Origin of the sequence: Niallia sp., from assembly GCF_031978665.1 — a bacterium.
Classification (GTDB): Bacteria; Bacillota; Bacilli; order Bacillales; family Cytobacillaceae; genus Niallia.
On the sequence record NZ_DALZDK010000004.1, the window covers coordinates 22,164 to 45,346 of the forward strand.

Annotated in this window: 22 protein-coding genes; 2 read left to right on the forward strand and 20 right to left on the reverse strand. The window is 35.0% G+C overall.

Annotated features, from left to right (window positions below; translation table 11 throughout):
- A partial coding sequence (locus RTL21_RS03050) for a DEAD/DEAH box helicase (protein WP_312093205.1) occupies nt 1-896 on the reverse strand: 896 nt, incomplete at its 3' end.
- Between the two features lie 290 nt (nt 897-1,186).
- On the opposite strand from RTL21_RS03050, the gene vrrA reads away from it, so the two are divergent.
- Nucleotides 1,187-1,750 carry a VrrA/YqfQ family protein gene (vrrA, locus tag RTL21_RS03055; RefSeq protein WP_312093206.1) on the forward strand — a complete coding sequence of 188 codons (564 nt, stop codon included), beginning with the start codon at nt 1,187-1,189 and terminating at the stop codon, nt 1,748-1,750.
- Nucleotides 1,751-2,036: 286 nt separating this feature from the next.
- Nucleotides 2,037-2,978, forward strand: a complete 942-nt coding sequence (locus RTL21_RS03060; protein WP_312093207.1) for a 4-hydroxy-3-methylbut-2-enyl diphosphate reductase — start codon at nt 2,037-2,039, stop codon at nt 2,976-2,978.
- Nucleotides 2,979-3,329: 351 nt separating this feature from the next.
- Here RTL21_RS03060 and RTL21_RS03065 read toward each other — a convergent pair whose 3' ends face one another.
- The 19 genes from RTL21_RS03065 to yqfD form a co-directional block, all read right to left on the reverse strand.
- Nucleotides 3,330-4,445, reverse strand: coding sequence for a Nif3-like dinuclear metal center hexameric protein (locus tag RTL21_RS03065; protein ID WP_312093208.1), 1,116 nt, complete (start codon nt 4,443-4,445; stop codon nt 3,330-3,332).
- Nucleotides 4,432-5,151, reverse strand: a complete 720-nt coding sequence (locus RTL21_RS03070; RefSeq protein ID WP_312093210.1) for a tRNA (adenine(22)-N(1))-methyltransferase — start codon at nt 5,149-5,151, stop codon at nt 4,432-4,434. Before RTL21_RS03070 ends, RTL21_RS03065 begins: the two co-directional genes overlap by 14 nt.
- Before the next feature lie 26 nt (nt 5,152-5,177).
- Complete coding sequence (locus RTL21_RS03075; RefSeq protein ID WP_312093212.1) at nt 5,178-5,699, reverse strand: hypothetical protein; 522 nt, start codon at nt 5,697-5,699, stop codon at nt 5,178-5,180.
- Between the two features lie 163 nt (nt 5,700-5,862).
- Nucleotides 5,863-6,987, reverse strand: coding sequence for an RNA polymerase sigma factor RpoD (rpoD, locus tag RTL21_RS03080; RefSeq protein ID WP_016202990.1), 1,125 nt, complete (start codon nt 6,985-6,987; stop codon nt 5,863-5,865).
- Between the two features lie 39 nt (nt 6,988-7,026).
- Entirely contained in the window at nt 7,027-8,841 is a 1,815-nt protein-coding gene (gene dnaG, locus RTL21_RS03085; protein ID WP_312093215.1) for a DNA primase, read from the reverse strand.
- Nucleotides 8,842-8,881: 40 nt separating this feature from the next.
- Entirely contained in the window at nt 8,882-9,343 is a 462-nt protein-coding gene (locus RTL21_RS03090; RefSeq protein WP_312093217.1) for a YaiI/YqxD family protein, read from the reverse strand.
- A 420-nt stretch (nt 9,344-9,763) separates the two neighbouring features.
- The gene (locus tag RTL21_RS03095; protein ID WP_312093219.1) at nt 9,764-10,594 is read right to left on the reverse strand and encodes a pyruvate, water dikinase regulatory protein; all 831 of its coding nucleotides are present in this window, start codon (nt 10,592-10,594) and stop codon (nt 9,764-9,766) included.
- Complete coding sequence (ccpN, locus tag RTL21_RS03100; RefSeq protein ID WP_312093435.1) at nt 10,587-11,237, reverse strand: transcriptional regulator CcpN; 651 nt, start codon at nt 11,235-11,237, stop codon at nt 10,587-10,589. The genes RTL21_RS03095 and ccpN overlap by 8 nt, the downstream gene beginning before the upstream one ends.
- Before the next feature lie 217 nt (nt 11,238-11,454).
- Entirely contained in the window at nt 11,455-13,521 is a 2,067-nt protein-coding gene (gene glyS / locus RTL21_RS03105; protein ID WP_312093221.1) for a glycine--tRNA ligase subunit beta, read from the reverse strand.
- Nucleotides 13,514-14,404 (reverse strand): glycine--tRNA ligase subunit alpha, encoded by an 891-nt coding sequence (gene glyQ / locus RTL21_RS03110; RefSeq protein WP_312093223.1) that lies wholly within the window; start codon nt 14,402-14,404, stop codon nt 13,514-13,516. Before glyQ ends, glyS begins: the two co-directional genes overlap by 8 nt.
- 397 nt (nt 14,405-14,801) lie before the next feature.
- Nucleotides 14,802-15,557, reverse strand: a complete 756-nt coding sequence (recO, locus tag RTL21_RS03115; RefSeq protein ID WP_312093437.1) for a DNA repair protein RecO — start codon at nt 15,555-15,557, stop codon at nt 14,802-14,804.
- Between the two features lie 32 nt (nt 15,558-15,589).
- A complete protein-coding gene (locus tag RTL21_RS03120) occupies nt 15,590-15,733 on the reverse strand; it encodes a YqzL family protein (RefSeq protein ID WP_312093225.1) in 144 nt (47 codons plus the stop codon).
- 164 nt (nt 15,734-15,897) lie between these two features.
- Nucleotides 15,898-16,812 carry a GTPase Era gene (era, locus tag RTL21_RS03125; RefSeq protein ID WP_312093226.1) on the reverse strand — a complete coding sequence of 305 codons (915 nt, stop codon included), beginning with the start codon at nt 16,810-16,812 and terminating at the stop codon, nt 15,898-15,900.
- Nucleotides 16,799-17,203 carry a cytidine deaminase gene (gene cdd / locus RTL21_RS03130; protein WP_312093228.1) on the reverse strand — a complete coding sequence of 135 codons (405 nt, stop codon included), beginning with the start codon at nt 17,201-17,203 and terminating at the stop codon, nt 16,799-16,801. Before cdd ends, era begins: the two co-directional genes overlap by 14 nt.
- A 497-nt stretch (nt 17,204-17,700) precedes the next feature.
- Nucleotides 17,701-18,099 carry a diacylglycerol kinase family protein gene (locus RTL21_RS03135; protein ID WP_312093230.1) on the reverse strand — a complete coding sequence of 133 codons (399 nt, stop codon included), beginning with the start codon at nt 18,097-18,099 and terminating at the stop codon, nt 17,701-17,703.
- Nucleotides 18,077-18,547, reverse strand: coding sequence for an rRNA maturation RNase YbeY (gene ybeY / locus RTL21_RS03140; RefSeq protein ID WP_312093232.1), 471 nt, complete (start codon nt 18,545-18,547; stop codon nt 18,077-18,079). The genes RTL21_RS03135 and ybeY overlap by 23 nt, the downstream gene beginning before the upstream one ends.
- Nucleotides 18,548-18,559: 12 nt before the next feature.
- Complete coding sequence (locus tag RTL21_RS03145) at nt 18,560-20,725, reverse strand: HD family phosphohydrolase (RefSeq protein ID WP_312093234.1); 2,166 nt, start codon at nt 20,723-20,725, stop codon at nt 18,560-18,562.
- Nucleotides 20,726-21,021: 296 nt separating this feature from the next.
- Nucleotides 21,022-21,987 carry a PhoH family protein gene (locus RTL21_RS03150; protein WP_312093236.1) on the reverse strand — a complete coding sequence of 322 codons (966 nt, stop codon included), beginning with the start codon at nt 21,985-21,987 and terminating at the stop codon, nt 21,022-21,024.
- On the reverse strand, nt 21,984-23,177 hold the full coding sequence (gene yqfD, locus RTL21_RS03155; RefSeq protein ID WP_312093238.1) for a sporulation protein YqfD: 1,194 nt from the start codon (nt 23,175-23,177) through the stop codon (nt 21,984-21,986). The genes RTL21_RS03150 and yqfD overlap by 4 nt, the downstream gene beginning before the upstream one ends.
- Between the last annotated feature and the right edge of the window lie 6 nt (nt 23,178-23,183).

The window sequence follows — 23,183 nt, forward strand, 5'->3', positions numbered from 1 at the left end:
ATAATGTATTGAAATTCTAAATCAAGTATTTGTTTCATTACTTTTTTACGTTCCCGAGGCGTTAATCCACCGTGTAATCTTGCAACCTTTAGACCTTTGTTTGATAAACCATTTGCAACTTCATCACACATTTGTTTTGTATTTGTAAATACAATCGCAAGATAAGGGTTAAAGCTTACTAATGCTTCATATACCGTTGTAATTTTATCACGATGTCTAGAAGGAATCAGAACATGCTCTATTTTTGCTGCAGTCAACTGTTTTGGCTCAATATGAATATATGTTGGATTTTCTAAATATTTCTTTAAAAATGGCTTTAATTTCTCAGGAATAGTTGCAGAGAACACAAACATACTTAAATCCTTAGGCATTTTCGCAGCAATTTGATCGACATCTTCAATAAAGCCCATATCAAGCATTAGGTCAGCCTCATCAACGATAAGAATTTTCGCCGTATGCACAAATAATGCTTGTTCTTTGACAAGATCATTAATTCTCCCTGGAGTACCAACCACAATCTGCGGCTGTGTTTTTAACTTTTCAATTGAACGCTGCTTATCCGTACCTCCGATAAATAGGCGCGATGTAATTGGCTTTTCTGAATGCTTAATTATTTTTAAAATTTCTTGATTGATTTGATTCGCTAATTCTCTTGTAGGTGCTGTAATTACAGCTTGTACTGCTTGCTTTTCTGCAACTATTCTTTGAATAATGGGCAAAACATACGCATGTGTTTTACCTGTTCCAGTTTGCGATTGACCAATCGCACTTTCCCCTTTTAATACAAGAGGAATTACTTTCTGTTGAATTTCAGTCGGATCGTAAAAACCTAATTCATCAATTGCATCTATAATAAATGGTTTTAACTCGTATTGTTTAAATTGATTATTACTCATATAATAAAACTCCTTAATAGCCAGATAAATGAATGTGCACAGATTTGGCATTTATCTATAGCTCTTTTGTCCATCATTTAATTATAATAAAAATTTACCTAAAAGGCTATAACGAGTGCCCTTTTTATTTTTTCCAATACGCTTAAAAAAGCATAAGTGTTTATATTTTAACTATTCCTAGCATCTAACATTATGTTCGAGACTATCCAATATTTCTTTCAAAACCTAAACATATTGTGAAACTTTGCATACTCTATAAAGTAGTATTAGTGAAAGGAGGCGTTCTCTATATGATGCCACCAAGACCACGGGGACCGTTCCAAGGACCACCAATGGGCGGTAGAATGCAAGGAATGAGAGGTCCAACTAACCTTCCTGGAGGCGCAATGGGTAGAGGTGGTACACCTGGAAGAGGAAGTGGCGGCGGACTATTATCCAAAATTTTTGGCGGAGGCAATAGCGCTGCAAGTGGTGCTGCTAATGCTGGAGCTAGAAGTGCTGCCTCAGGAGGTGGCGGGTTGCTAAAAACGTTAACCAACCCTTCATCTATTAATGGATTTTTAGCAAATTCTCAAAAATTCCTTAATACCGCCAGTCAATTAGGACCAATGATTAATCAATATGGTCCAATGGTAAAGAATATACCTGCTATGTGGAAGCTTTACAGAGGGTTAAAGAGCTCCACTCCAGAAACGGAAGAAGCAGCAGTTACAGAAGAAACAACAGTTCCAGTCAAAAGTGAAAAAACAAGTAAAGCAGCAACTAAAAAGAAACAACCAAAAGCAATTGAAGATGATTTTGAAATGGATTCTGAAAAGCCTACAGGTGCTCCGAAACCAAAATTATACGTATAAATATAACTGACCTAACAAGCAACAACCATTAGATTGCTTCATTTCTAATAGGCTCGATACCTATGAAACAACAAAGCCTATTTTAAACGAATAAATCTTAATTGGCTTTGCTTTGTGTGGTCAGTTTTTTTGATTATTTTTTAGAACTTCTTTTTCCAGACACATATACTTTGTAAACCGCTCCTATGTTATATATAATAGACATGTTATATTATTTGAAGGAAATAATCGTACCTATTACTTAATATATTGTTATATAGAAGTATCGTGCAGGAGGAATCGGAGAATGAAAGTCATAAAAATTGCGCCAAGAGGCTATTGCTACGGTGTTGTTGATGCCATGGTAATTGCTAGAAATGCTGCTTTAGATAAAACACTACCTCGTCCCATCTATATTCTTGGAATGATTGTTCATAATAAACATGTTACAGATGCATTTGAAGAAGAAGGCATAATCACATTGGATGGACAAAACAGAAAAGAAATATTAGAAAAAGTACATTCTGGAACGGTAATCTTCACTGCTCATGGTGTATCACCAGAGGTTCGTAAAATAGCAGAAGAAAAAGGTTTAGTAACACTGGATGCAACCTGTCCAGATGTAACAAAGACCCATGATCTAATTAGAGAAAAAGAAAAAGAAGGCTATTATGTTATTTATATAGGGAAAAAAGGCCACCCTGAACCTGAAGGAGCTGTTGGTGTTGCTCCACATGCAGTATCATTAGTAGAAACCCTAGAAGACCTCAATAATCTAGAAATTAATCAGGAAAAAATTCTCGTTACAAACCAAACAACGATGAGTCAATGGGATGTTGCTGATTTAATGGAAAGCATTAAGAAAAAATTCCCAAGTGCCGAATTTCATAAAGAAATTTGCTTAGCTACACAAGTAAGACAAGAAGCCGTTGCTAAACAAGCTGGAGAAGCTGACGTTTTAATTGTTGTAGGGGATCCAAAAAGCAATAACTCGAATCGTTTAGCACAGGTTTCTGAAGAAATTGCCCATACAACCGCTTACCGTATATCAGATATTTCTGAGCTTAAGCTCGAATGGCTGAAAGATGCAAACAGTGTTGCAGTAACAGCAGGTGCATCGACACCAACTCCTATCACAAAAGAGGTTATTAACTTTCTAGATCAATATGATCCAACAGATGAAAACACATGGCAATTTGAAAAAAAAGTTCCATTAAATAAAATCTTACCTAAAGTTAAGGTAAAATAACATTAAAACAAGCGTTCACTTCTGGAGTGAGCGTTTTGTTTATTTTTTTTTGGGGATATTTGGAGGATGATGAATCTTCGTTTTTTTGTTGCCTAATTATCTTTTGATTGCTTTTTCATTGGCCTTGATGAACGCTACTTTTTTCGAATTCCCTTCTACTTTTGGTTTTCATTCACTTGATGAACGCTACTTTTTCCAATTCACCCTCTACTTGTAATGTTCATCACTCCCATGAACGCCACTTTTCTCCCTCTTCCTCCAACTTATCGCATTCATCCCTAGCTCTTAAAAACCCCAAAAAAGCAGACAAACTTTAATAGAAAAAAGTCAGTCTGCTCAATAATATTTTCATTAAATAAAAGTAAACGGATCCGTATGAATTGCTGAAGGGAAAATCTCCACATCATAGCCTTTATCATCACACATTTTCTTTAAAACCTTTGCTACGCCGGTTTTCATCACTTTTTCTACATTGTGTCCAGGGTCAATAATATTTAACCCCACCGCTTGTGCATCATGGGCAACATGATAATACATATCTCCTGTAATATAGACATCTGCCCCTTTCATTAAAGCATGGGAATAATACTTATTACCATCTCCACCTAATACTGCAACTTTTTTGACCTTTGCATCTAAATTTCCTACAACCCGTACCCCGTCCACTTCAAGTGCCTTTTTGACATGATTAGCGAATTCTAGTAAGGTCGTCTCTTCTACTTTACCAACTCGGCCTAAGCCTAATTGTTCCCCTTTTATTTGTAAATCATAGATATCATACGCAACCTCTTCATAAGGGTGTGTTTTTAACATTGCTTTTACTATTTTCTTTTCTTTGGAAGCTAGATAAACTGATTCTATTTTCACTTCTTCTACTTGCTCTAATTTATTTACATGCCCAATGTATGGATCTGCTCCCTCTAACGGTTGAAATTCACCGATTCCCTCTGTTGAAAAAACACAATGACTATAGTTTCCTATCGCTCCAGCGCCTGCATCGCCAATTGCTTTTTTCACTTGTTCAACATGTTCTTTAGGTACATAAACGACTAATTTCTTCAATTTATCTTCATAGGTTGGTACTAAAACTTCAGTATCCTTTAATCCCAGAGCATCACTTAAAAGGTCATTTACCCCTCCTTTTGCTACATCGAGATTTGTATGTGCAGCATATACTGAAATATCATGCTTAATTAATTTATGCATTAATTTTCCAGAAGGATTATCTATCGTTATTTTGGAAAGAGAACGAAATATTGGTGGGTGATGGGCAATAATTAAGTCCACTTTTTGTGAGATTGCTTCTTCAACTACCTCATCAAGAACGTCCAATGCTATCATAACGCGGTTTACAGGTCTTCTTAAATCACCGACCTGCAATCCTATTTTATCGTCTTCCATTGCATATGCCTTAGGGGAGAATTGTTCAAACAAAGATATTATTTCGTAGCCATTAATATTCTTCATTTTTAATCACCTCATCCACTAATTTAATCTTTCCTTGCAGTTCCTTACGCTTTAGAGAATTTTCTACTGATTCTGGAGCAGATTCTAACTGTGTAAGTATTCTTTGCCAGTTCTTTTTCTCAATCGTCCATTTTTTAACGAAAGCTGTATTTTTTTCTCTCATTAAAAATGGTCCAAATAATAAGGCGCTCTCTTTATTGGCTTTATATAAAGAATAAGGATTACCTTTTTCAGCAACTAACACCTCATATATTTTTCCATCCTCTTCCAATATTTCCTCCGCGATTAAAGTCCATCCATTTGTTAACAACCACTCCCGAATTGACGATGCACTAATATTCGGTTGCAAGATAAGTCTTTGAACAGCTCCTAGTTTAGCCTTACCATTTTCTAGTATTGTCGCAATTAATGTCCCACCCATACCTGCAATCGTAATGCAATCCACTTCATTAGGTTCAATTACTTCTAAGCCATTTCCTTTTCTTACAGATATCTTTGACGTAAAACCTTCTTGTTTCACTTGTTTTACAGCTGATTGGAATGGCCCTTCAACCACTTCTCCTGCAATCGCAAAACGAACATCGCTTTTTTTCACCATATAGCATGGCAAGTAGGCGTGATCAGAACCAATATCTGCAAATTTTGCGTTTTTAGGTATGTATTTTGCTACGGTCTCTAATCGTTTAGATAATTTATCTGTATTCATTATTTACACCACATTTCAAATTCTAGTTAAAGCATATACTTTGATACAACAAGTATTAGTAATAAAAAAGTGCCAATAAAAGCAGAAAGCGTAAAGTATAATAATTTATACCTTTTACCACATAAATACCAAAATAAACAGTTAAGGAATAAAATGATATATAAAAATATTATTTTGTTAGAAAAAAACTCCAAAACAAAAGCTACACTACCTAGAAGAAAGATAATTGCAGCAACAGTAGCTGGTATATCTACATTTAACTGATTTTTATTATACAAAAAAATCCCGATAAAACAAAAAATCAGAAAAATTAGTGAAATAGCCATTTGCAAAATGAAAGACAATTCAGTAAAATATAATAAAAATATAGTTATTGGAATGAAAGAAAAAAACAATAGCGGAAAGACGAGTAAACCTTTGCTTTTTTTCTTTTCTTTGCTTTCTTCCACACCATTACCTTCTGTATACAATGTAAGTAAATAATCACAATAATGTTCTGGAAGCATTTTGTTTTCTTTCCAATAAGCAATTTCCTTTACAATAATCATTTTTCTCTGATCTTGCATGTTAAAGCATCACTTCCTTGTAGTTAAATAATTAACCAAGTAAAATATATTTTTCTAACCTTAAAAAAAAGAAATAGCCACTTCATACAGGAAGTAAACTATTTCTTTATGGATCATATTGAAGATTGCTTAAAGCGTAGGTAAATTATTCTAAGAAATCTTTCAATCGTTTGCTTCTGCTAGGATGTCTTAACTTTCTTAATGCTTTCGCTTCAATTTGACGAATTCGCTCACGTGTTACACCAAACACTTTCCCAACTTCCTCAAGTGTACGCGTACGTCCATCGTCAAGTCCAAAACGTAAACGTAAAACATTTTCTTCTCTATCTGTTAGCGTATCTAATACGTCTTCCAATTGCTCTTTAAGCAATTCATACGCAGCATGCTCTGAAGGAGAAGTAGCATCTTGGTCCTCTATAAAATCGCCTAAATGAGAATCATCTTCTTCACCAATCGGTGTTTCTAACGAAACAGGCTCTTGTGCAATTTTTAATATCTCTCTTACTTTATCTGGTGATAAATCCATGTCCTCTCCAATTTCTTCAGGAGTTGGTTCGCGGCCAAGATCTTGTAGTAATTGTCGCTGCACACGGATTAATTTATTAATGGTTTCAACCATATGAACAGGGATACGAATAGTTCGCGCCTGATCGGCAATCGCACGTGTGATTGCTTGACGAATCCACCATGTTGCGTACGTACTAAATTTAAATCCTTTTTCATAATCAAATTTTTCTACCGCTTTGATTAAGCCCATGTTTCCTTCTTGAATTAAATCAAGAAATTGCATCCCACGTCCAACATAGCGTTTCGCAATACTTACAACCAAGCGCAAGTTTGCTTCTGCTAGACGGCGTTTTGCTTCTTCGTCGCCTTGTAATATACGCTTTGCTAGATTAATTTCTTCTTCTGCAGAAAGTAAATCAACTCTTCCGATTTCTTTCAAATACATACGAACTGGATCATTTATTTTTACACCAGGAGGAACACTTAAGTCATTTAAATCGAATTCTTCCTCCCCTTTAGCAAGTTCTTGGACATTCGGTGCTTCTTCTTCCCCATCACCGATTAATTCGACTCCCTGATCACCTAAAAATTCGTAAAACTCATCCATTTGGTGAGAATCTAATTCAAAACTGGATAATTTTTCAGCAATATCATCATATGCGAGTACCCCAGTTTTTTTACCTACTTCTGTTAATTGTTCCTTTACCTGATCAAGGGTTAGTTCCGTTTCAATCTCTTTTGAACGGGCAGACTTTTCAGCCATATGTCCCCCTCCTTCCAAAAAATCAAGACAATGATATACCTATTTTAACGTTTTTTCTAATAAAAGGACTTCCATGCCTATTTGAGCAGCTTTTATATAGTCATTTTGACGTTCTGCTTCTTTCAGCATTTGTTTCTTTTCTTTTATTTCAAGCAATTTCTCATAATTAATGACCTGTTTCATATAGTCATTAATTTCTAATTCACTTACCTCTTCATTCACTTCCATCATTTCGATTTCGGCTACGATCCGTTGTAAGTCAGGATCGTCAATAAAATTCATGAATGAACTTGTATCGTTGCCTAAGCCCTTTTCATAATAAGCAAGAAGATAAGTAAAAATTGCTTGATGTTCATCAATATTAAATGCTCTTCCCTGTAATGAGGTCTGCACTTTGTAGGCAATATCCTCACTTTTAAACATATGTGCAAGCAGTCTTTTTTCTGCAGTATGATATGCTGGCAATAATCCGGTTGCTCGTTTTTTCACTGTATATTGTTTAACAGGAACAACACTTTTTTCAACAGCATAATCATTTGGAACTAATTGATCCATCTGCATCTCTTGCTGCTTTAATGCCTCTAAAGAGAGCGAAAATTCATCCGCCAATTGCCTTAAATAGAGGTCTTTTTCTACTGCCTTCTCAAGTTTAGCAATTTCTCCTATTACTTCTTCGATATAGGCGAGTTTATCTCCTTCATTTTGAAGGTTTTTCCCTCTTCGATAGTAGAGCATTTTAAACCCCATGAAAGGAATGCTTCCATGAAGAATTTCTTGTTGCAATTTATCTTCCCCAAATTTATTCACATAATCATCTGGGTCCATTCCGTCTGGTAACATTACTACTTTTACAACACAATTAGCCTTTGTAAGAAGCTGCCCTGCACGAAATGCTGCTTCTATCCCAGCTGAATCAGAATCATAACAAACTGTTATATTTCGTGCGTTTCTTTTTAGAATTGCGATATGCTCCTCCGTTAAGGACGTACCCATTGTCGCCACACTATTTTCAACTCCTGCTCTTGTAGCAGCTATTACATCTGCAAATCCTTCAAAAAGAACAGTATGTTGTAGCTTTCGTATTATAGGCCTTGCTTTATGAAAATTGTAAAGTGTATTGCTTTTATTAAAAATTGGTGTTTCTGGACTGTTGAGATATTTGGGATTATTGTCCCCTAATGCACGTCCAGAAAACGCAATTGTGTTACCATTTCGATCATAGATAGGGAATATTATTCGATCACGAAAACGATCAAAATATTTTTCATCCCTTTCACTTTTTACAATCAAACCAGCTTTTTCTAATAGTGAAACATCAAATTTACGTTTCCCTAAAAACTTCACAGCTAAATCCCAAGAATTAAGCGTATAACCAATTTGGAACTTTTCAATGATAGGTAAAGTAAAGCCCCTATTAGACAAATATTCTAAAGCGTGCTGACCATCCTTTGTATTTACGAGCAAATGATGGTAGAATTTAGATAATAAATCATGTGCATCAATCATCTGCTGTAAATCATCTGGAATTGCTGGTTTTTTTTCCAGTTCAGCGACTTCTATTCCTAAGTCTATACTTGCTCTGTCCGCAAGGTTAGAAGCAACTTCAACAAAAGAAGAACCTTCTAAGTCCATAAGAAAAGTAAATACATTACCACCTGCATGACAGCCGAAGCAATGGAATATTTGTTTATCTGGCGATACAGTAAAAGATGGTGTTTTTTCGCCGTGAAATGGACAAAGACCGATAAAATTGCGCCCTTGTCTTGTAAGGGAAACATGTTCTCCAATGATTTCAACAATATCAGTAGCCTGTTTAATTTCATTGAGTTTTTCTTCAGGAATGCGCGCCACCATTATCTAACACATCTCCCTACATATTGCCTACTTTAAAGAATTATTCGACGTATCCAATCGATTCTCCTTCATTTTTCGACAAAATCCTTTTAAAGTTTCTTCTAAATTTTTGTCGATCCTCTTCTGTATAAGGTTTTGGCCCTTTACCATATACCCCTTTTCGTCTTGCTTTAGCAGATAAATATCGCATATCTAGTGCAGTATTTATACTTTCTTCTTCATAAATTACTCCCCTTGGTGAAAGGACAGAAACTTGCTTTAACAATAACGTGGAGGCCAAGCCTATATCTTGAGTTACGACAATATCCTGTTTCTTGGTAGCATTCATAATAAATAAATCCACAGCTTCTTTATCGCTATCCACATACTTCCACTGCTGCTCATCATTATCCCTTTTCATATGTGCATAGGATGCAACAAATAGCAATTCATAATGATAATAAGAAGCTATTTCGACAATATCTTCTTTTACAGGACAGGAATCAGCATCAACATATATCATATGTTTTCCTAATGTACTATTAATTCTACATCACTCCACATATTCCTTCTTCCTAGATAATTTTTTCACGAAAGAAGTAATGTCGAAAATTTTTTTATTCCTTTCCTTGACTTCTCACAATAAATAGTTTATTCGTAATAAGCCAAGTCTAAACCTAAATTATGATACTTTTTTATCACAATTTTTTATTATAGTACAAATCCGCTTGAAATTCCACCTTTTTTTATCTATAATTATTCCTTTTATGCCATACTAGAACCAAAAAAATGTGAACAAAAAAAGATATGTAATAAAAAAATCTTTGCGAGTAAGACCTTATTCAAATAGCAATACCCACCACAATAGTTTTTTTACAATTAAAAACTTGATTCTACAAACGAAGAACCAAGTCTTACCCACTGTAAACTTCTAAATATATTTCTAGTTATTTGTATTATATTTCGATCGATAATACAGATTATGAATAATATTTGCAGTTTCTTCCACTGCTTTATTCGTAACATCGATAACTGGACAACCGAGACGATTAACTATATCGTCAAAATAGGTTAGCTCTTCTTTTATTCTTTCAATTTGCGCATAGCTCGCCTGGTCACTTAATCCTAAAGAAATGAGACGTTCTTTTCTAATATTATTTAATTTTGACGGACTTATTTTTAATCCAAAGCATTTGCTTGCTGGTATCTCAAATAATTCTTTTGGCGGATCTACCTCAGGTACAATGGGGACATTTGCTACTTTAACTCTTTTATGCGCCAAAAATTGAGAAAGAGGTGTTTTAGAGGTTCGAGAAACACCAATTAATATAATATCTGCCTTTTCTAGCCCCCTCGGATCCCTACCATCATCATATTTTACAGCAAATTCTATTGCTTCGACTTTTTTAAAATAGTCTTCATCTAATTTTCGAACAAGCCCTGGTTCATATAAAGGGGTTTTTCCCCATAGCACTTGAAATTGGTCAATTATTGGACCAATTATATCGCATGCATATACGCCTTCTTGTCTTGCCAGCTCACTCATATAATTCCGAATTTCTGGTTTGACAAGTGTATAGGCGATCATTCCATTTTCTACTTTTGCTTGCATTACTACTTCATGAATATTTGATTTATCCTCTACAAATGGAAATCTTTTAATTAATACATTTACATTATGTCCGGAAAATTGGCTGATTGCTGCTTTTGTTACAAGTTCAGCTGTTTCACCAACCGAATCAGATACAACATAGATAATTTGTCTTTCAGTCATTTTGTTCCTCCACAATTTCCTCACGATTGTTAGATAAGTCTACAAACGCTCTAGTAATATTTGTTTTCGAAACCCTACCTATCACAAGAAGACCATTTTCCGTTTTTTCGACGACTGGGAGTGCATCAATTTCTCGGTCCATTAATTTGCAGCCAACATCCACCAATATTTCTTCTTTAAAACAATAAGTGACATTTGGCATCCTAGTCATAATAATTGCTACCGGCAAAGAATTTAGCTCTTGTTTACCAATACTTGCTCGTAGCAAATCTTTGCGGGAAACAACTCCTGTTAATGTGGAATCTTCATCCACAACAAAAATGGTTCCAACATCTTCTGTAAACATAATTACGATTGCATCATAAACAGAGGAATTTTCATGAACCACAACTGGATGTGAATAATAATCTTTCACCAATATATTGCGAATATTATCTATTACTAGCCTTTCCGAGCTTTTCCCAGTATAGAAATATCCAACACGAGGTCTTGCATCTAAAAAGCCGGCCATTGTTAATATTGCTAAATCTGGTCGAAGGGTAGCCCTTGTCAAATTTAATTTATCTGCAATATGCTCACCTGTAATTGGACCATTTTCTTTTACTATTTCAATTATTTTTTCTTGGCGTTTATTCAGTTCGATTTCCTATTCACCACCTTCATTTAGGTAACGATATCTACTAACTATTATATACGAAATAAGCGGAATCAAAAGAAAAAGAATCGAAAGTTATCTTTTTTTGCACCTACAAATTTAAAAGGTTTGTTCCTTCTTATCATTACACCTATTAATTCTTACAAAACGAAACTAGGTAGGGGCCCCCCTGCCTAGCTCTCTTTAAACCATTTATTAATTACAATTACTTCACAATTATTTCGTTTACACTCGCAAATCCTTTAATATACGCAGCTATTTCTACCATCAGATTTAAACGATTTTCTTTAATCTTTTCATCATCAGCCATAACCATTGTATGATCAAAGTATGCCGAAATTGCATCTTTTAATGAGAATAATAACTCGAAATATTCTTCTTCACTTATCTCTGTATTAATTTTATCTTTAACAGTAGCAAAACGATCGTATAATTCACTTTCAAATTTATTTTCAAATAAACTTGGATCAACCGAAGAAATCGTTGTTGCCTTATTAGAAATATTGATAATACGGCTTAACGCTTCGATTCCTTCTTTAAAATTCTCATCCTCTTTGCGGAGCTCTAATACTTTAGCCTTTCTTAACACATTTGCAGCTCCGCCAATTTTTTCTGCTAATACCGCATCTATCATATCATATCGGATGCCTTGTTCTTGTAAAATATGCTTCACACGTAATTTAAAGAAGGAAAGAACGGATTCAACTAGCTCTTGACCAGCTACTTTTGACGTATTAGGCATTGCTTCAATCGTAAGTTCTACTAATTCCTCAATTGAAATACTCCAATTTTTATCCATTAGTGTCTGTACAATTCCTGTTGCCTGTCTTCTTAGGGCATAAGGGTCTTGTGATCCTGTTGGAACCATTCCAATACTAAAGAATGAGACAATCGTATCTAGTTTTTCAGCAAGTGCAAGGACTGCTCCGACGTTACTTGGAGCTGTTTCGTCCTCCGCATGGCGTGGCATATAATGTTCATTAATAGCAGTTGCTACTGCCTTTTTCTCTCCTTTTTGCAAAGCATAGCGTTCTCCCATTAAGCCTTGCAATTCCGGGAATTCATAAACCATATTTGTAACTAGGTCGAACTTCGCAATTTGCGCTGCTCTGTCAACATCCTGCTTTACTTCTTCAGTTAGCTGCAGTTTTTCAGATAATTTGGCTGCAATCACTCGTACTCGAGCTACTTTTTCCGCTAAAGTACCAATTTCTTCATGATAAACAATCGTCTCTAGCTTTTTAAGAAGATCGTCAATTACTAATTTCTGGTCTTCTTTATAGAAGAATGCTGCATCAGCAAGTCTTGCTCTAAGAACTTTCTCATTTCCTTTTGCAACCTTATCTAAGTGCAAATGATCACCATTACGTACAGTGACAAAGTATGGTAACAGCTTTCCTTCCTGTGATTTCACTGGAAAATAGCGTTGATGTTCTTTCATGCTAGTTATTAAAACTTCTGTCGGCAATTCTAAAAATGACTCTTCAAAGGTACCATATAACGCAGTTGGATATTCAACTAGGTTAGTAACTTCATCTAATAAATCCTCATCGATTGGAATCATCCAATTGTTTTCTTCCTCTAGTTTTTTAATTTGAGACACAATAGCCGCTTTACGTTCAACAGCATTAACCATCACGTACTGAGCCAACATGTTTTTCTCATAATCTGACGGATTGTTGAAGACAATTTCTCCACCGAGGAAACGATGACCAAGCGATTTATTTGATGTTTCTACATTTGTGATAGAGAAAGGTATAACTTCCTCTCCAAATAATGCGATAAGCCATTTAATTGGACGTATATAGCGTAAATCATTATTTGCCCAACGCATATTTTTGGGAAAGGTTAAGCTTAAAATTAATTCTTTTAATTCTGGCAACAGCTCACTTGTTTGTTGCCCTTTAATAAACTTTTTAACGTGCGCGTACTCAACACCATTAATTTCTTTAAAATATATATCCTCTACCGTTAAACCTTGTCCTCTTGTAAAACCAGCAGCTGCCTTAGACCATTCTCCAGCTTCGTTTTGCGCAATTCGTTTTGCAGGACCCTTTGCTTCTTCTTCCATATCTTGTTGAGATACATCTAATCCAGCAACAACAAGCGCTAATCTACGAGGAGAAGAAAAGGCTTGAACAGAGGAATAGCCTAATTGCTTCTCGCTTAGCCACGCCTCCATTTTCTCCTTCAGTGCCTTTATACTAGCAGGGATGAAGCGTGCTGGCATTTCTTCTAAACCGATTTCCAATAATAAGTCTCTTTTATTCATGACCTTCTCCCTCCTTGCTTTTTAAAATTGGGAAACCTAATTTTTCTCTTTCTTCATAGAAAGTTTTCGCAACTTTACGCGCTAAGTTTCGGCATCTTCCAATGTATCCTGTTCGTTCTGTAACAGAGATAGCCCCTTTTGCGTCCAGTAAGTTGAAAACATGTGAGCATTTTAATACATAGTCATAGGCAGGATGTACTAGACCTTCGTCCATTTGTCTATGTGCTTCTTTTTCATAAATCGTAAATAGGTTAAACAACATATCTGTATCTGACGTTTCAAATGTATATTTACTATGTTCAAATTCTGGTTGATAAAAAATATCTTTAATTGTAAACCCATCTGTCCACTCTAAATCAAAAACATTTTCCTTATCCTGAATATAGGATGCTAAACGTTCAATTCCGTATGTTATTTCAACAGATACTGGTTTACATTCAATGCCACCAACTTGTTGAAAATAAGTAAATTGCGTAATTTCCATTCCATCAAGCCATACTTCCCATCCAAGACCGGCACAGCCAAGAGATGGATTCTCCCAGTTATCCTCCACAAAACGAATATCATGCTCCAGTGGATTAATCCCTAGTGCTTTTAAAGAATCTAAGTATAGCTCTTGAATGTTATCTGGTGATGGCTTCATAATTACTTGGAATTGATGATGCTGATATAAACGGTTTGGATTTTCCCCATATCTACCATCAGCAGGTCTTCTGGACGGCTCTACATAAGCCACATTCCAAGGCTCAGGACCAATCGCTCTTAAAAAAGTGTAGGGACTCATCGTTCCCGCCCCTTTTTCTACATCATATGCCTGCATTAAAATACAGCCATAATCAGACCAATGTTTCTGCAATGTTAAAATCATGTTTTGAATATTCATTGCCTTAAATACACCTCCGAAATTGATAAATCGTATATTTAGCATAGAAACTTATATATCGAATCTATATACATTCTCTTTTTTGAACGCAAAAAACTCTCGTCCCTATGCCAAATAATTGACATAGGGACGAGAGTTAACCCGCGGTTCCACCCTATTTGCTGTAAAATACAGCCACCTTCATACGTTAGTTGCTCCAAGAACGCCTTCCTTAATGCTCATGCACCTGGCTTTCACTATCCCAAGCTCGCTTTTCATGAGGAAATTTAAGTACTACTTTCTTTTCAACACAACACTCTTATTTACATGAATAATAACGAAAAAAAAATTAGTTGTCAACCTTGCTAAAACCTATTTTCAAGAGAAAACGTTTGCTATTAGCAAGGTGTTTGATCTCTTATGTAAAAGCATCTCCTAAATTCTTCATCGATTGAATAAATTTTTTCGATTTCAGATACAAGCCGGAATACTCTTCGTAATATGCATCAATTATCATACTAAGCTCTTTCTTAGTTGAATCTTTGACAGAAATACTGCCTAGTCGGGAAATATCCATAAAATAAAAAACCCGCAGAAGCTTTACAGTTGGCTGTGAAATTTTATGATGGTAAGGATCCTTTTCCAAGCATTGATGACAGATTAATCCTCCTTCACGTATAGAAAAGGAAAAATGACCTTCGGTTGCGCCGCAAAAGACACAACGATCTAATATTGGATACAACCCTAAGCTATTTAGCATTTTCAACTCATAAATATTTACTAATATTTCTGGATCATATTCTTCATTCATATAGTTCAAAGTTTGAAATAATAATTCAAAATGATACGGGTTAGGCTTTTTTTCATCTGTACATTTATCAGTAAGCTCTACTATATAACTAGCGTAGGCAGTAAGAAATATATCCTCTTTTAAGGTTCGCATACTAGAAATAATATCACCCTGCTGCAGAAGACCTAAACCACTGCTACGCTGTACAAGAAAATTCCCATAGACAAAAGGTTGGGTAACAGCAGAAAGTCTGCTGCTTGGCTTTTTTGCACCTCTTGCCATTACCCCAACCTTTCCCCATTCCCTCGTATAGAGGGTTACTATTTTATTGGCTTCACCATAGTTAATTGATTTTATTACGATACCTTCACATTTTTCCATCATCATCATTCACCATCCCTTCAATAAGGACCATGCTATGAGATGGGATAATCAAGTTCTGCTAGTTCCTCCTCTTGTATTCCTGGTATTTCATGATTAGCCTTTTCTAATTCTTTAAAGAGTAGATAAGTATCAATGTTACCTGTTTGGGAAAAAACTTTCCAGGTAAAGTCTAACATGTAAAACCCCACCTTTCGATTTTTAACTAGCTGTTTACAACCTTAATCTTATCATAGCCTGTCTTTATAAAATCATGAGACGAAAATATTGTTAATTGATCGCATGTATAATTTTTAATTACCTATGATTCCTGCTTTTTAACCCAAACAGGATATACAGGATATTAATATTCGTCTTCCCTAAACCCAAAATCACGTAATTGGGTCATTTTGTTACGCCAATCTTTTTGGACTTTTACCCATAACTCTAAATAAACCTTATTTCCGAGAAGATTTTCGATATCCGTTCTTGCTCTTTTTCCAATTTCCTTTAGCATACCGCCTTGTTTACCGATAATAATCCCTTTTTGTGAATCCCGTTCTACGATAATCGTTGCCATCACATGAATTACATCGTTAGATTTCTTCTCCATTTTATCCATTACTACTGCTAAGGAATGAGGAATTTCCTCTCTCGTAAGATGCAATGCCTTTTCTCTTATTAACTCCGTAACAATAAAGCGTTCTGGATGGTCCGTTACTTGATCTGCTGGATAATACTGTGGACCTTCAGGCAAATACTTCTTAATTTGTGTTAACAATGTTTCTACATTATTTCCTTCTAAAGCGGAGATAGGAATAATCTCTTTAAAGGGATACTTTTCTTTATAAGATTCAATGATTGAAAATAATTGATCTGGATGTATCGTATCAATTTTATTAATCACTAAAAATATTGGTGTTTTGACTGTTTGGAATTTCTCAAGGATAAATTCTTCTCCTTTACCAAAACCTTCTTCTGCATTTACCATGAAAAGAATTAAATCCACTTCTTTCAGCGTATTTTGAGCTACCTTCATCATAAAGTCACCAAGTCGATGCTTAGGTTTGTGAATTCCAGGTGTATCAATAAAAATAAGCTGTGCGTCATCTGTCGTTAATACACCTTGAACTTTATTTCTAGTCGTTTGTGGCTTGTCACTCATAATGGCAATTTTTTGACCGATTACACGATTCAAAAAGGTTGATTTCCCAACATTGGGTCTTCCGATAATAGATATAAATCCTGATTTATGCTCTGATTGATTATTTATGTTCATGTAAAGCCTCCGATGAAAATGCTCCTGGCAATAATTCTGCTACAGTTAAAATTTGGACATCACCTTTTAAATTCGTCAATACTACTTCCATATCTTTTGGACATAATTCGGAAATTACTTGTCTGCATGCTCCACAAGGGCTAACAGGTCCCTCTGTATCGGCAATGACAACAAGTTTCTTGAAGATAGTATCACCTTCTGAAACAGCTTTAAACAATGCAGTTCTTTCTGCACAATTAGTTACGCTGTAAGCTGCGTTTTCAATATTACAACCATGATAAACGGTTCCATTTTCTGAAAGAAGAGCTGCACCTACCTTAAATTTTGAATAAGGTACATATGCTTTTTCACGAGCGAGCTTTGCTTCTTCGATTAGAAGTTCCTTTTTCATAATATCCCTCTTTTCTTTAAGCTAAGTTTCATTTATTTTGCAGATTACATATGGGAATATAAATAGATGTTGAAAAGGTACTGGTCTAGCATACTTTCAACAAGCTTTATCTTAAAATAATATTCTTACATTGGTTATCCCTTTTTAGTTAGCAATGTTCTTTCCTTGCGAATTATTTTAAAGAAAAAAATCATCGTTTTCAAACTTTAGTAACGATAAACCTATTTACTATGTACTGTCTTAAAATTATATACTAATTTCAATGTACAATAAAGAGGCAGAAGTCAGTAGTTTATCTTTTAGTTTGTTGTTTTACTTCTAATGTTTAAAAAATAATTGACTATATTTTTAACTTAACTAGATTCAAGATATGCATTGTAAAAGATTAAACAACAAAAAGGCTACCTATTAAAAACTAGACACAAGCGCAAAATCAAACCTTTTGCTTAGAATGCCTAAATTTTTATCAGATAGCCCTTACCATCTATTCCTTTTATTTATCCGCCAATTATAGCTTCCATTATTTTCGGGATAAAGATGATTCCACCAATTACAACTGAAAGAATCGCTGCTACAAAAACAGCGCCTGCAGCAATATCCTTTGCCTCTTTTGCCAAAGGATGATATTCACCAGTAACAAGATCGACTACACGTTCAATTGCTGTATTTACTAGCTCCAAACAAATTACTAGGCCAATGCAAAATGCAATAAACATCCATTCGTATTTAGAAAGATTGTTTAAAATGCCTAATACAATAACAAGAATGGAAATAACTAAATGAATCTTTACATTTCTTTCTTGTTTAATAGCCGTTAGTATTCCTAATATAGCTAAGCGAAAGGAGGATAATTGACTGTTCTTTCGAATTCTTTTATCTTTGTAATCCGAACTCATCTAAAATATCCTTTTGAAGAGTAAACATCACTTCTTCTTCTTCATTTGTCATATGGTCATACCCTAGCAAATGCAAAAATCCATGAACTGATAAAAATCCAAGCTCTCGCATATAAGAATGGCCATATTCTTTTGCCTGTTCCTCCGCTTTGTCAATGGAAATGACAATATCCCCTAGCATTCTAGGAAGACCTTCACCAACTAACTGAATCTCCCCTTCTCCCAGTTCCTCAAGAGCAAATGATATAACATCTGTCGGTTGATCCTTTTCTCTATATTCCTTATTTATTTCTTGAATTTGGTCATTGTGAACAAAAGTAATAGATAACTCAATTTCGCCTTGCAGATTTTGTTTTGTCGCTGCAAATTGAAGAAGGTCATGAATTTTTGTTATTTCACTTTCCTTTACTTTTTCCGTTTCATCAATAAAATCAATTTCTAAATTCATACTCTACTTCCTTTACTTTTTCATTTCAGGATATTCGATTCGCGAATGAAAAATCCCTTTTAAGGTTTCACTTAATGTATTTCGAACAATTTCTAATTCCTTTAATGTTAAATCACATTCGTCCAATTGTCCATCTTGCAAACGATCAGAGATAATATTTTTTATTAAAGAATCGATTTGATCCGTTGTTGGAGCATTTAAACTTCTAACAGCAGCTTCCACACTATCAGCAATCCCAATAATGGCTACTTCTCTTGTCTGCGCCTTTGGACCAGGGTAGCGGTAATCATTTTCATTGACCTCGCCCCCCTTTTCTTTTGCCTTAAAATAAAAATATTTTAATAGCGAGGTTCCATGATGTTGTTCAGCAATATCCACTATTTCTTTCGGCAACTTATATTTTCTTAACAATTCCGCACCATCTATTGCATGGGCAATAATAATATTTTTACTTGCCTGAGGAGGAATACGGTCATGGGGATTCCCCATATTCATTTGATTTTCAATAAAGAAATGCGGTCTTTTCGTTTTGCCAATATCATGATAATAACAACCAACTCTCGCGAGTAACCCATTAGCTCCAATCGCTTCACATGCAGATTCAGCTAAATTCGCTACCATAACACTGTGGTGATAGGTTCCAGGTGCCTCTGTTAAGATCTTACGTAAGAGTGGATGATTCGGGTTTGATAACTCAATTAACTTAATTGTAGAAAGAACGCCGAATCCTGTTTCCAAGAAAGGAAGAAATCCAATCGTTAAAACAGCGGAGCTTATTCCTGAGATTATTGCCAACAGAATAAATACACCATATTCCTTTGCACCGTAATGACCATTTTGCAAATACAATAACGCTAATATCGTAACAATATTGATGAAAGAAATAAAGAACCCTGCATATAGGATATTGGTTCGCTGATTCCTTTTGTTTAAAAAGAGTATCCCTGCTAAACCACTGGCGATAATATATATCCCCATTCCAACATTAAAAGTTCCTGCAACCCCTTCATTAAACATAATCATTCCACATATCGCAAGAATAATTGTCACAAAAATAGCGGATTTTTCTTCCATTAAAATCTTTATCAGCATAACTGCCATTGCAGCTGGAAAAATATAGCCGATCTCTGTATATTCAAACTGCTGAAACATACTTATCGTTTTCATTAGTACAATGGTGACACTAAATATTAGAAAGAACATTAAATAGAACTGAATATTTTTCTCCTTTGCAGTTCTTTTGAATGTATAAAAATATAATACAGAAAGTATCGCCAATATAATTATCGCTAAACCGATAAATGGTTGAATCGAATTATCGCTATCTAACAATCCAACAAGCTCCAGCTGTCTGTGAATCTCTCGGCTGATTAGTTGGCCCTCTTCTACTAACACTTGGCCTTGAAGCACTCTTATCGGCTCCACGCTATCCACCGCTTGCTGCCGCATCTCTTCAGTTGCAGTCGGGTCGTAAAACTCATTTTGAATAATAGCAAATCTTCCTAAATCGATGCTTGCACTTTTTAAATCTGATGTTAAACCATCATTAACTTTTAATATATCCTCCACTCTTTTTTTGGCATTTTCTACCTCATCTGAAGGAATCTTTCCATTCATAACTGTATGTATTGCAGTAACCGTAATATCTTTTGCTATTTCTAATTGATCTTCTGAATAAGGGATAAGGGATTTTAACGATCGATCCATAATTTCGTTCGTCACTTCATTTGTTAACTTTCCTTTTAACAACTCGAGCTTCTCATCAACAGAGGGCTCCTTTATTGACTCTATATCCTTTTTATCCTCTTCGGCTTTTTTTCGTTTTTCTTCCAGTTCTTTCTCTACTTCATTATTTACTTCTGTTACAGAATCAAATATAGATGATATTAAATCAACACGGTTTTGCGCAATTTCTTTATTAACAACATATACATCCTGTACTTGGTTTTTCGCTTCTTCTTTCTTTTGCTCTGTACTTTCCTTATCTTCCACCGTTATCGGGGAACGAATCGTTTGATCTGCTACAGAAAAAAGCTGTACATTTAATTTTTCTGGCTTTACGTTTCCATAGAGCGTAAAGAATAAAATGACACCAATTAGGACAAAGAGAGTAATTTTAAAAAAGGTGATATTCATCCATTTTATTAAGTTATTTATAATTCTCTGCCAAACGCTCATATTGACCTCCTATCGTTAAAAATAGGTTAATTTAATCCTTACCCATCATGAACCTATTTCTTCACCCTTAATCTAATCTCCCCCTGAAACTGATTAAAGGCTTACCTTCCCTGTTTTGCTAGATAAGCAAAGCCACTTTTGATAAAACAAAAATCACATGATATGTAAAATGATAACAGTTTTTTCGATTGTTTTCACCCTTTTTCGAAATATTTCACGTTTCTTTAAACCTATCAAATATAAAAAAGGACAATACCCTTAAGCATTAATTACTTAAGATATTGTCCATTTTCATTTCACACATCCTGCTTACCATATGCATTGATAATTTTGCCAACTAACGGATGCCTAACAACATCACTTTCTTCCAAATGCACAAAGCCGATTCCATTAACATTTTGCAGAATCTGTTCCGCAACAACTAAACCAGATTTGACGCCTTTCGGCAAATCGATTTGTGTTTTATCACCCGTTATCACCATTTTGGAACCGAATCCAAGTCTTGTTAGAAACATTTTCATTTGTGCATGAGTCGTATTTTGCGCTTCATCCAATATTACAAAAGCATCATCTAATGTTCTCCCTCGCATATAAGCGAGTGGCGCTACTTCAATCGTATTTCTTTCAATCAAACGCGTAGTATGCTCCATCCCCAGAACATCATGTAACGCATCATATAATGGGCGTAAATACGGATCCACTTTTTCTTTCAAGTCCCCTGGCAGAAAACCTAAACTTTCGCCCGCCTCAACAGCAGGTCTTGTTAAAATAATTCTGTTTACTTTGCCGCTTTTTAACGCATTTACTGCCATCACAACTGCTAAATACGTCTTCCCAGTACCAGCAGGACCAATTCCAAAGACTAAATCATTTCGTTTAATGGATCGTATATACTCACTTTGCCCGATCGTTTTTACTCTAATTGATTTCCCTTTAATCGTTTTCGCTATTTCTTCATCGTATAGTGACCCGAAGTATTCAAGTGTCCCTTTCTTTGCCAAAGAGATTGCATAAATCACATCTCGTTGACTAATGGAAACACCCTTTCGGATGACTTGTAAAAGTTTATCAACAATATCTCCAACAAGCTCTATTGAATCAGGACTTTCAGAAGAAACAAGCAGCGTTTCTCCTCTCGTTACGATGTTACAATCTAATTCTTTTTCAAGCACTTGCAGATTGCTATCTCCATTACCAAGTAAAGCAATAGCTTCGTTTGGATCTTTCAATTTTACATTCATCGTTTTTAAATCTTCTGTCATTCTGTATCTCCTTGAGTTAGAGGTTGTGCTTTCGCAATGTTTTCTATTGTTGTAAAAGCTATATTTAATTTTACTTTACCATTCTTTATATCTCGTTGTAAAATTTTTTCTTCCTTTATTTTTCCATCTTCACCAATTCGTTTCAGAATGTCCTTTCTCGCATCCTCTTTCCCCTTTTTTTCAGCTTCCTTCGCACTATAACCTCTTGTCACAATTTCCTTTTCTCGGTATGTCTTGTTGACAATCTTAATCGGTAACTCCCATTTAAAAAACTTGATATTGGTCTTGTTTTCTTCTTTCTCAAATTGCTTATATTCTATTTTACCAAATCCCCATACCGGTATATCCCACTTGCCAAGGTTCAAATAAAATTTTTGTTTTTCTTCTCCATTAAATACTTGAAAAGTAGTTTCCAAAGGAACTGTCACTTCTGTTGTATACCATACTTCTCCCCATACTTTCCCTTTAGCAGAAACACTTTTTGCATTATCTTCCTTTCCTATTGCTCCAGAAACTAATAATTGTCCTTTTCTTACTACTTCATTAATTGTATATCTCTTCGTACCAGATTCAACAAAATCAGAGACGATTGTTGCTTTTTTAGTAGCAACTAAGTTTTGCGGACCAACTTCTTTCTTCTTCTTTGGTTCATTTTTCTCGACAACCTGAAAATGATAAGTTGTCCCTTTTAGCTCCACGCCAATCCACGTGATTTCATCAATATTATTTGTTAATTCTGCCTGTATTTCATCTAATTCCTTTGTGAAAAATTGGAATTCACCAATTTTGATATCCATCTTGTCTAATTGCTTACGGATCTTATATTCTGTCGCTGGATTCGCACCTTTAATCTCTATTCCCCAAACCATATTTGATAAAGTAAGAACTAGTCCTAAAAAAAGGAATAAACCAATCACGAAACCGCTATTCTTCCACAATCTTTTATATAGAAATGGAGCTCCAGCTCTGCGCTGAAACTCTATTTTTATTCCGCTGCCTCTAACTAAATGACGAAGATAGTGGATATTTTTCAAACTAATTTGAAAGGTTACAGCATGCGGTCCGTGTTTTTTTACGTTCCAGACAGAAATATCATTTTTTAATAACTTATTTAAAAAGCGTTCCAATCCTTTGCCCGTTGCTTTCACTGTAATAATTCCTGCTAAATATTCTATCCAATGATTTTTCATAATTTC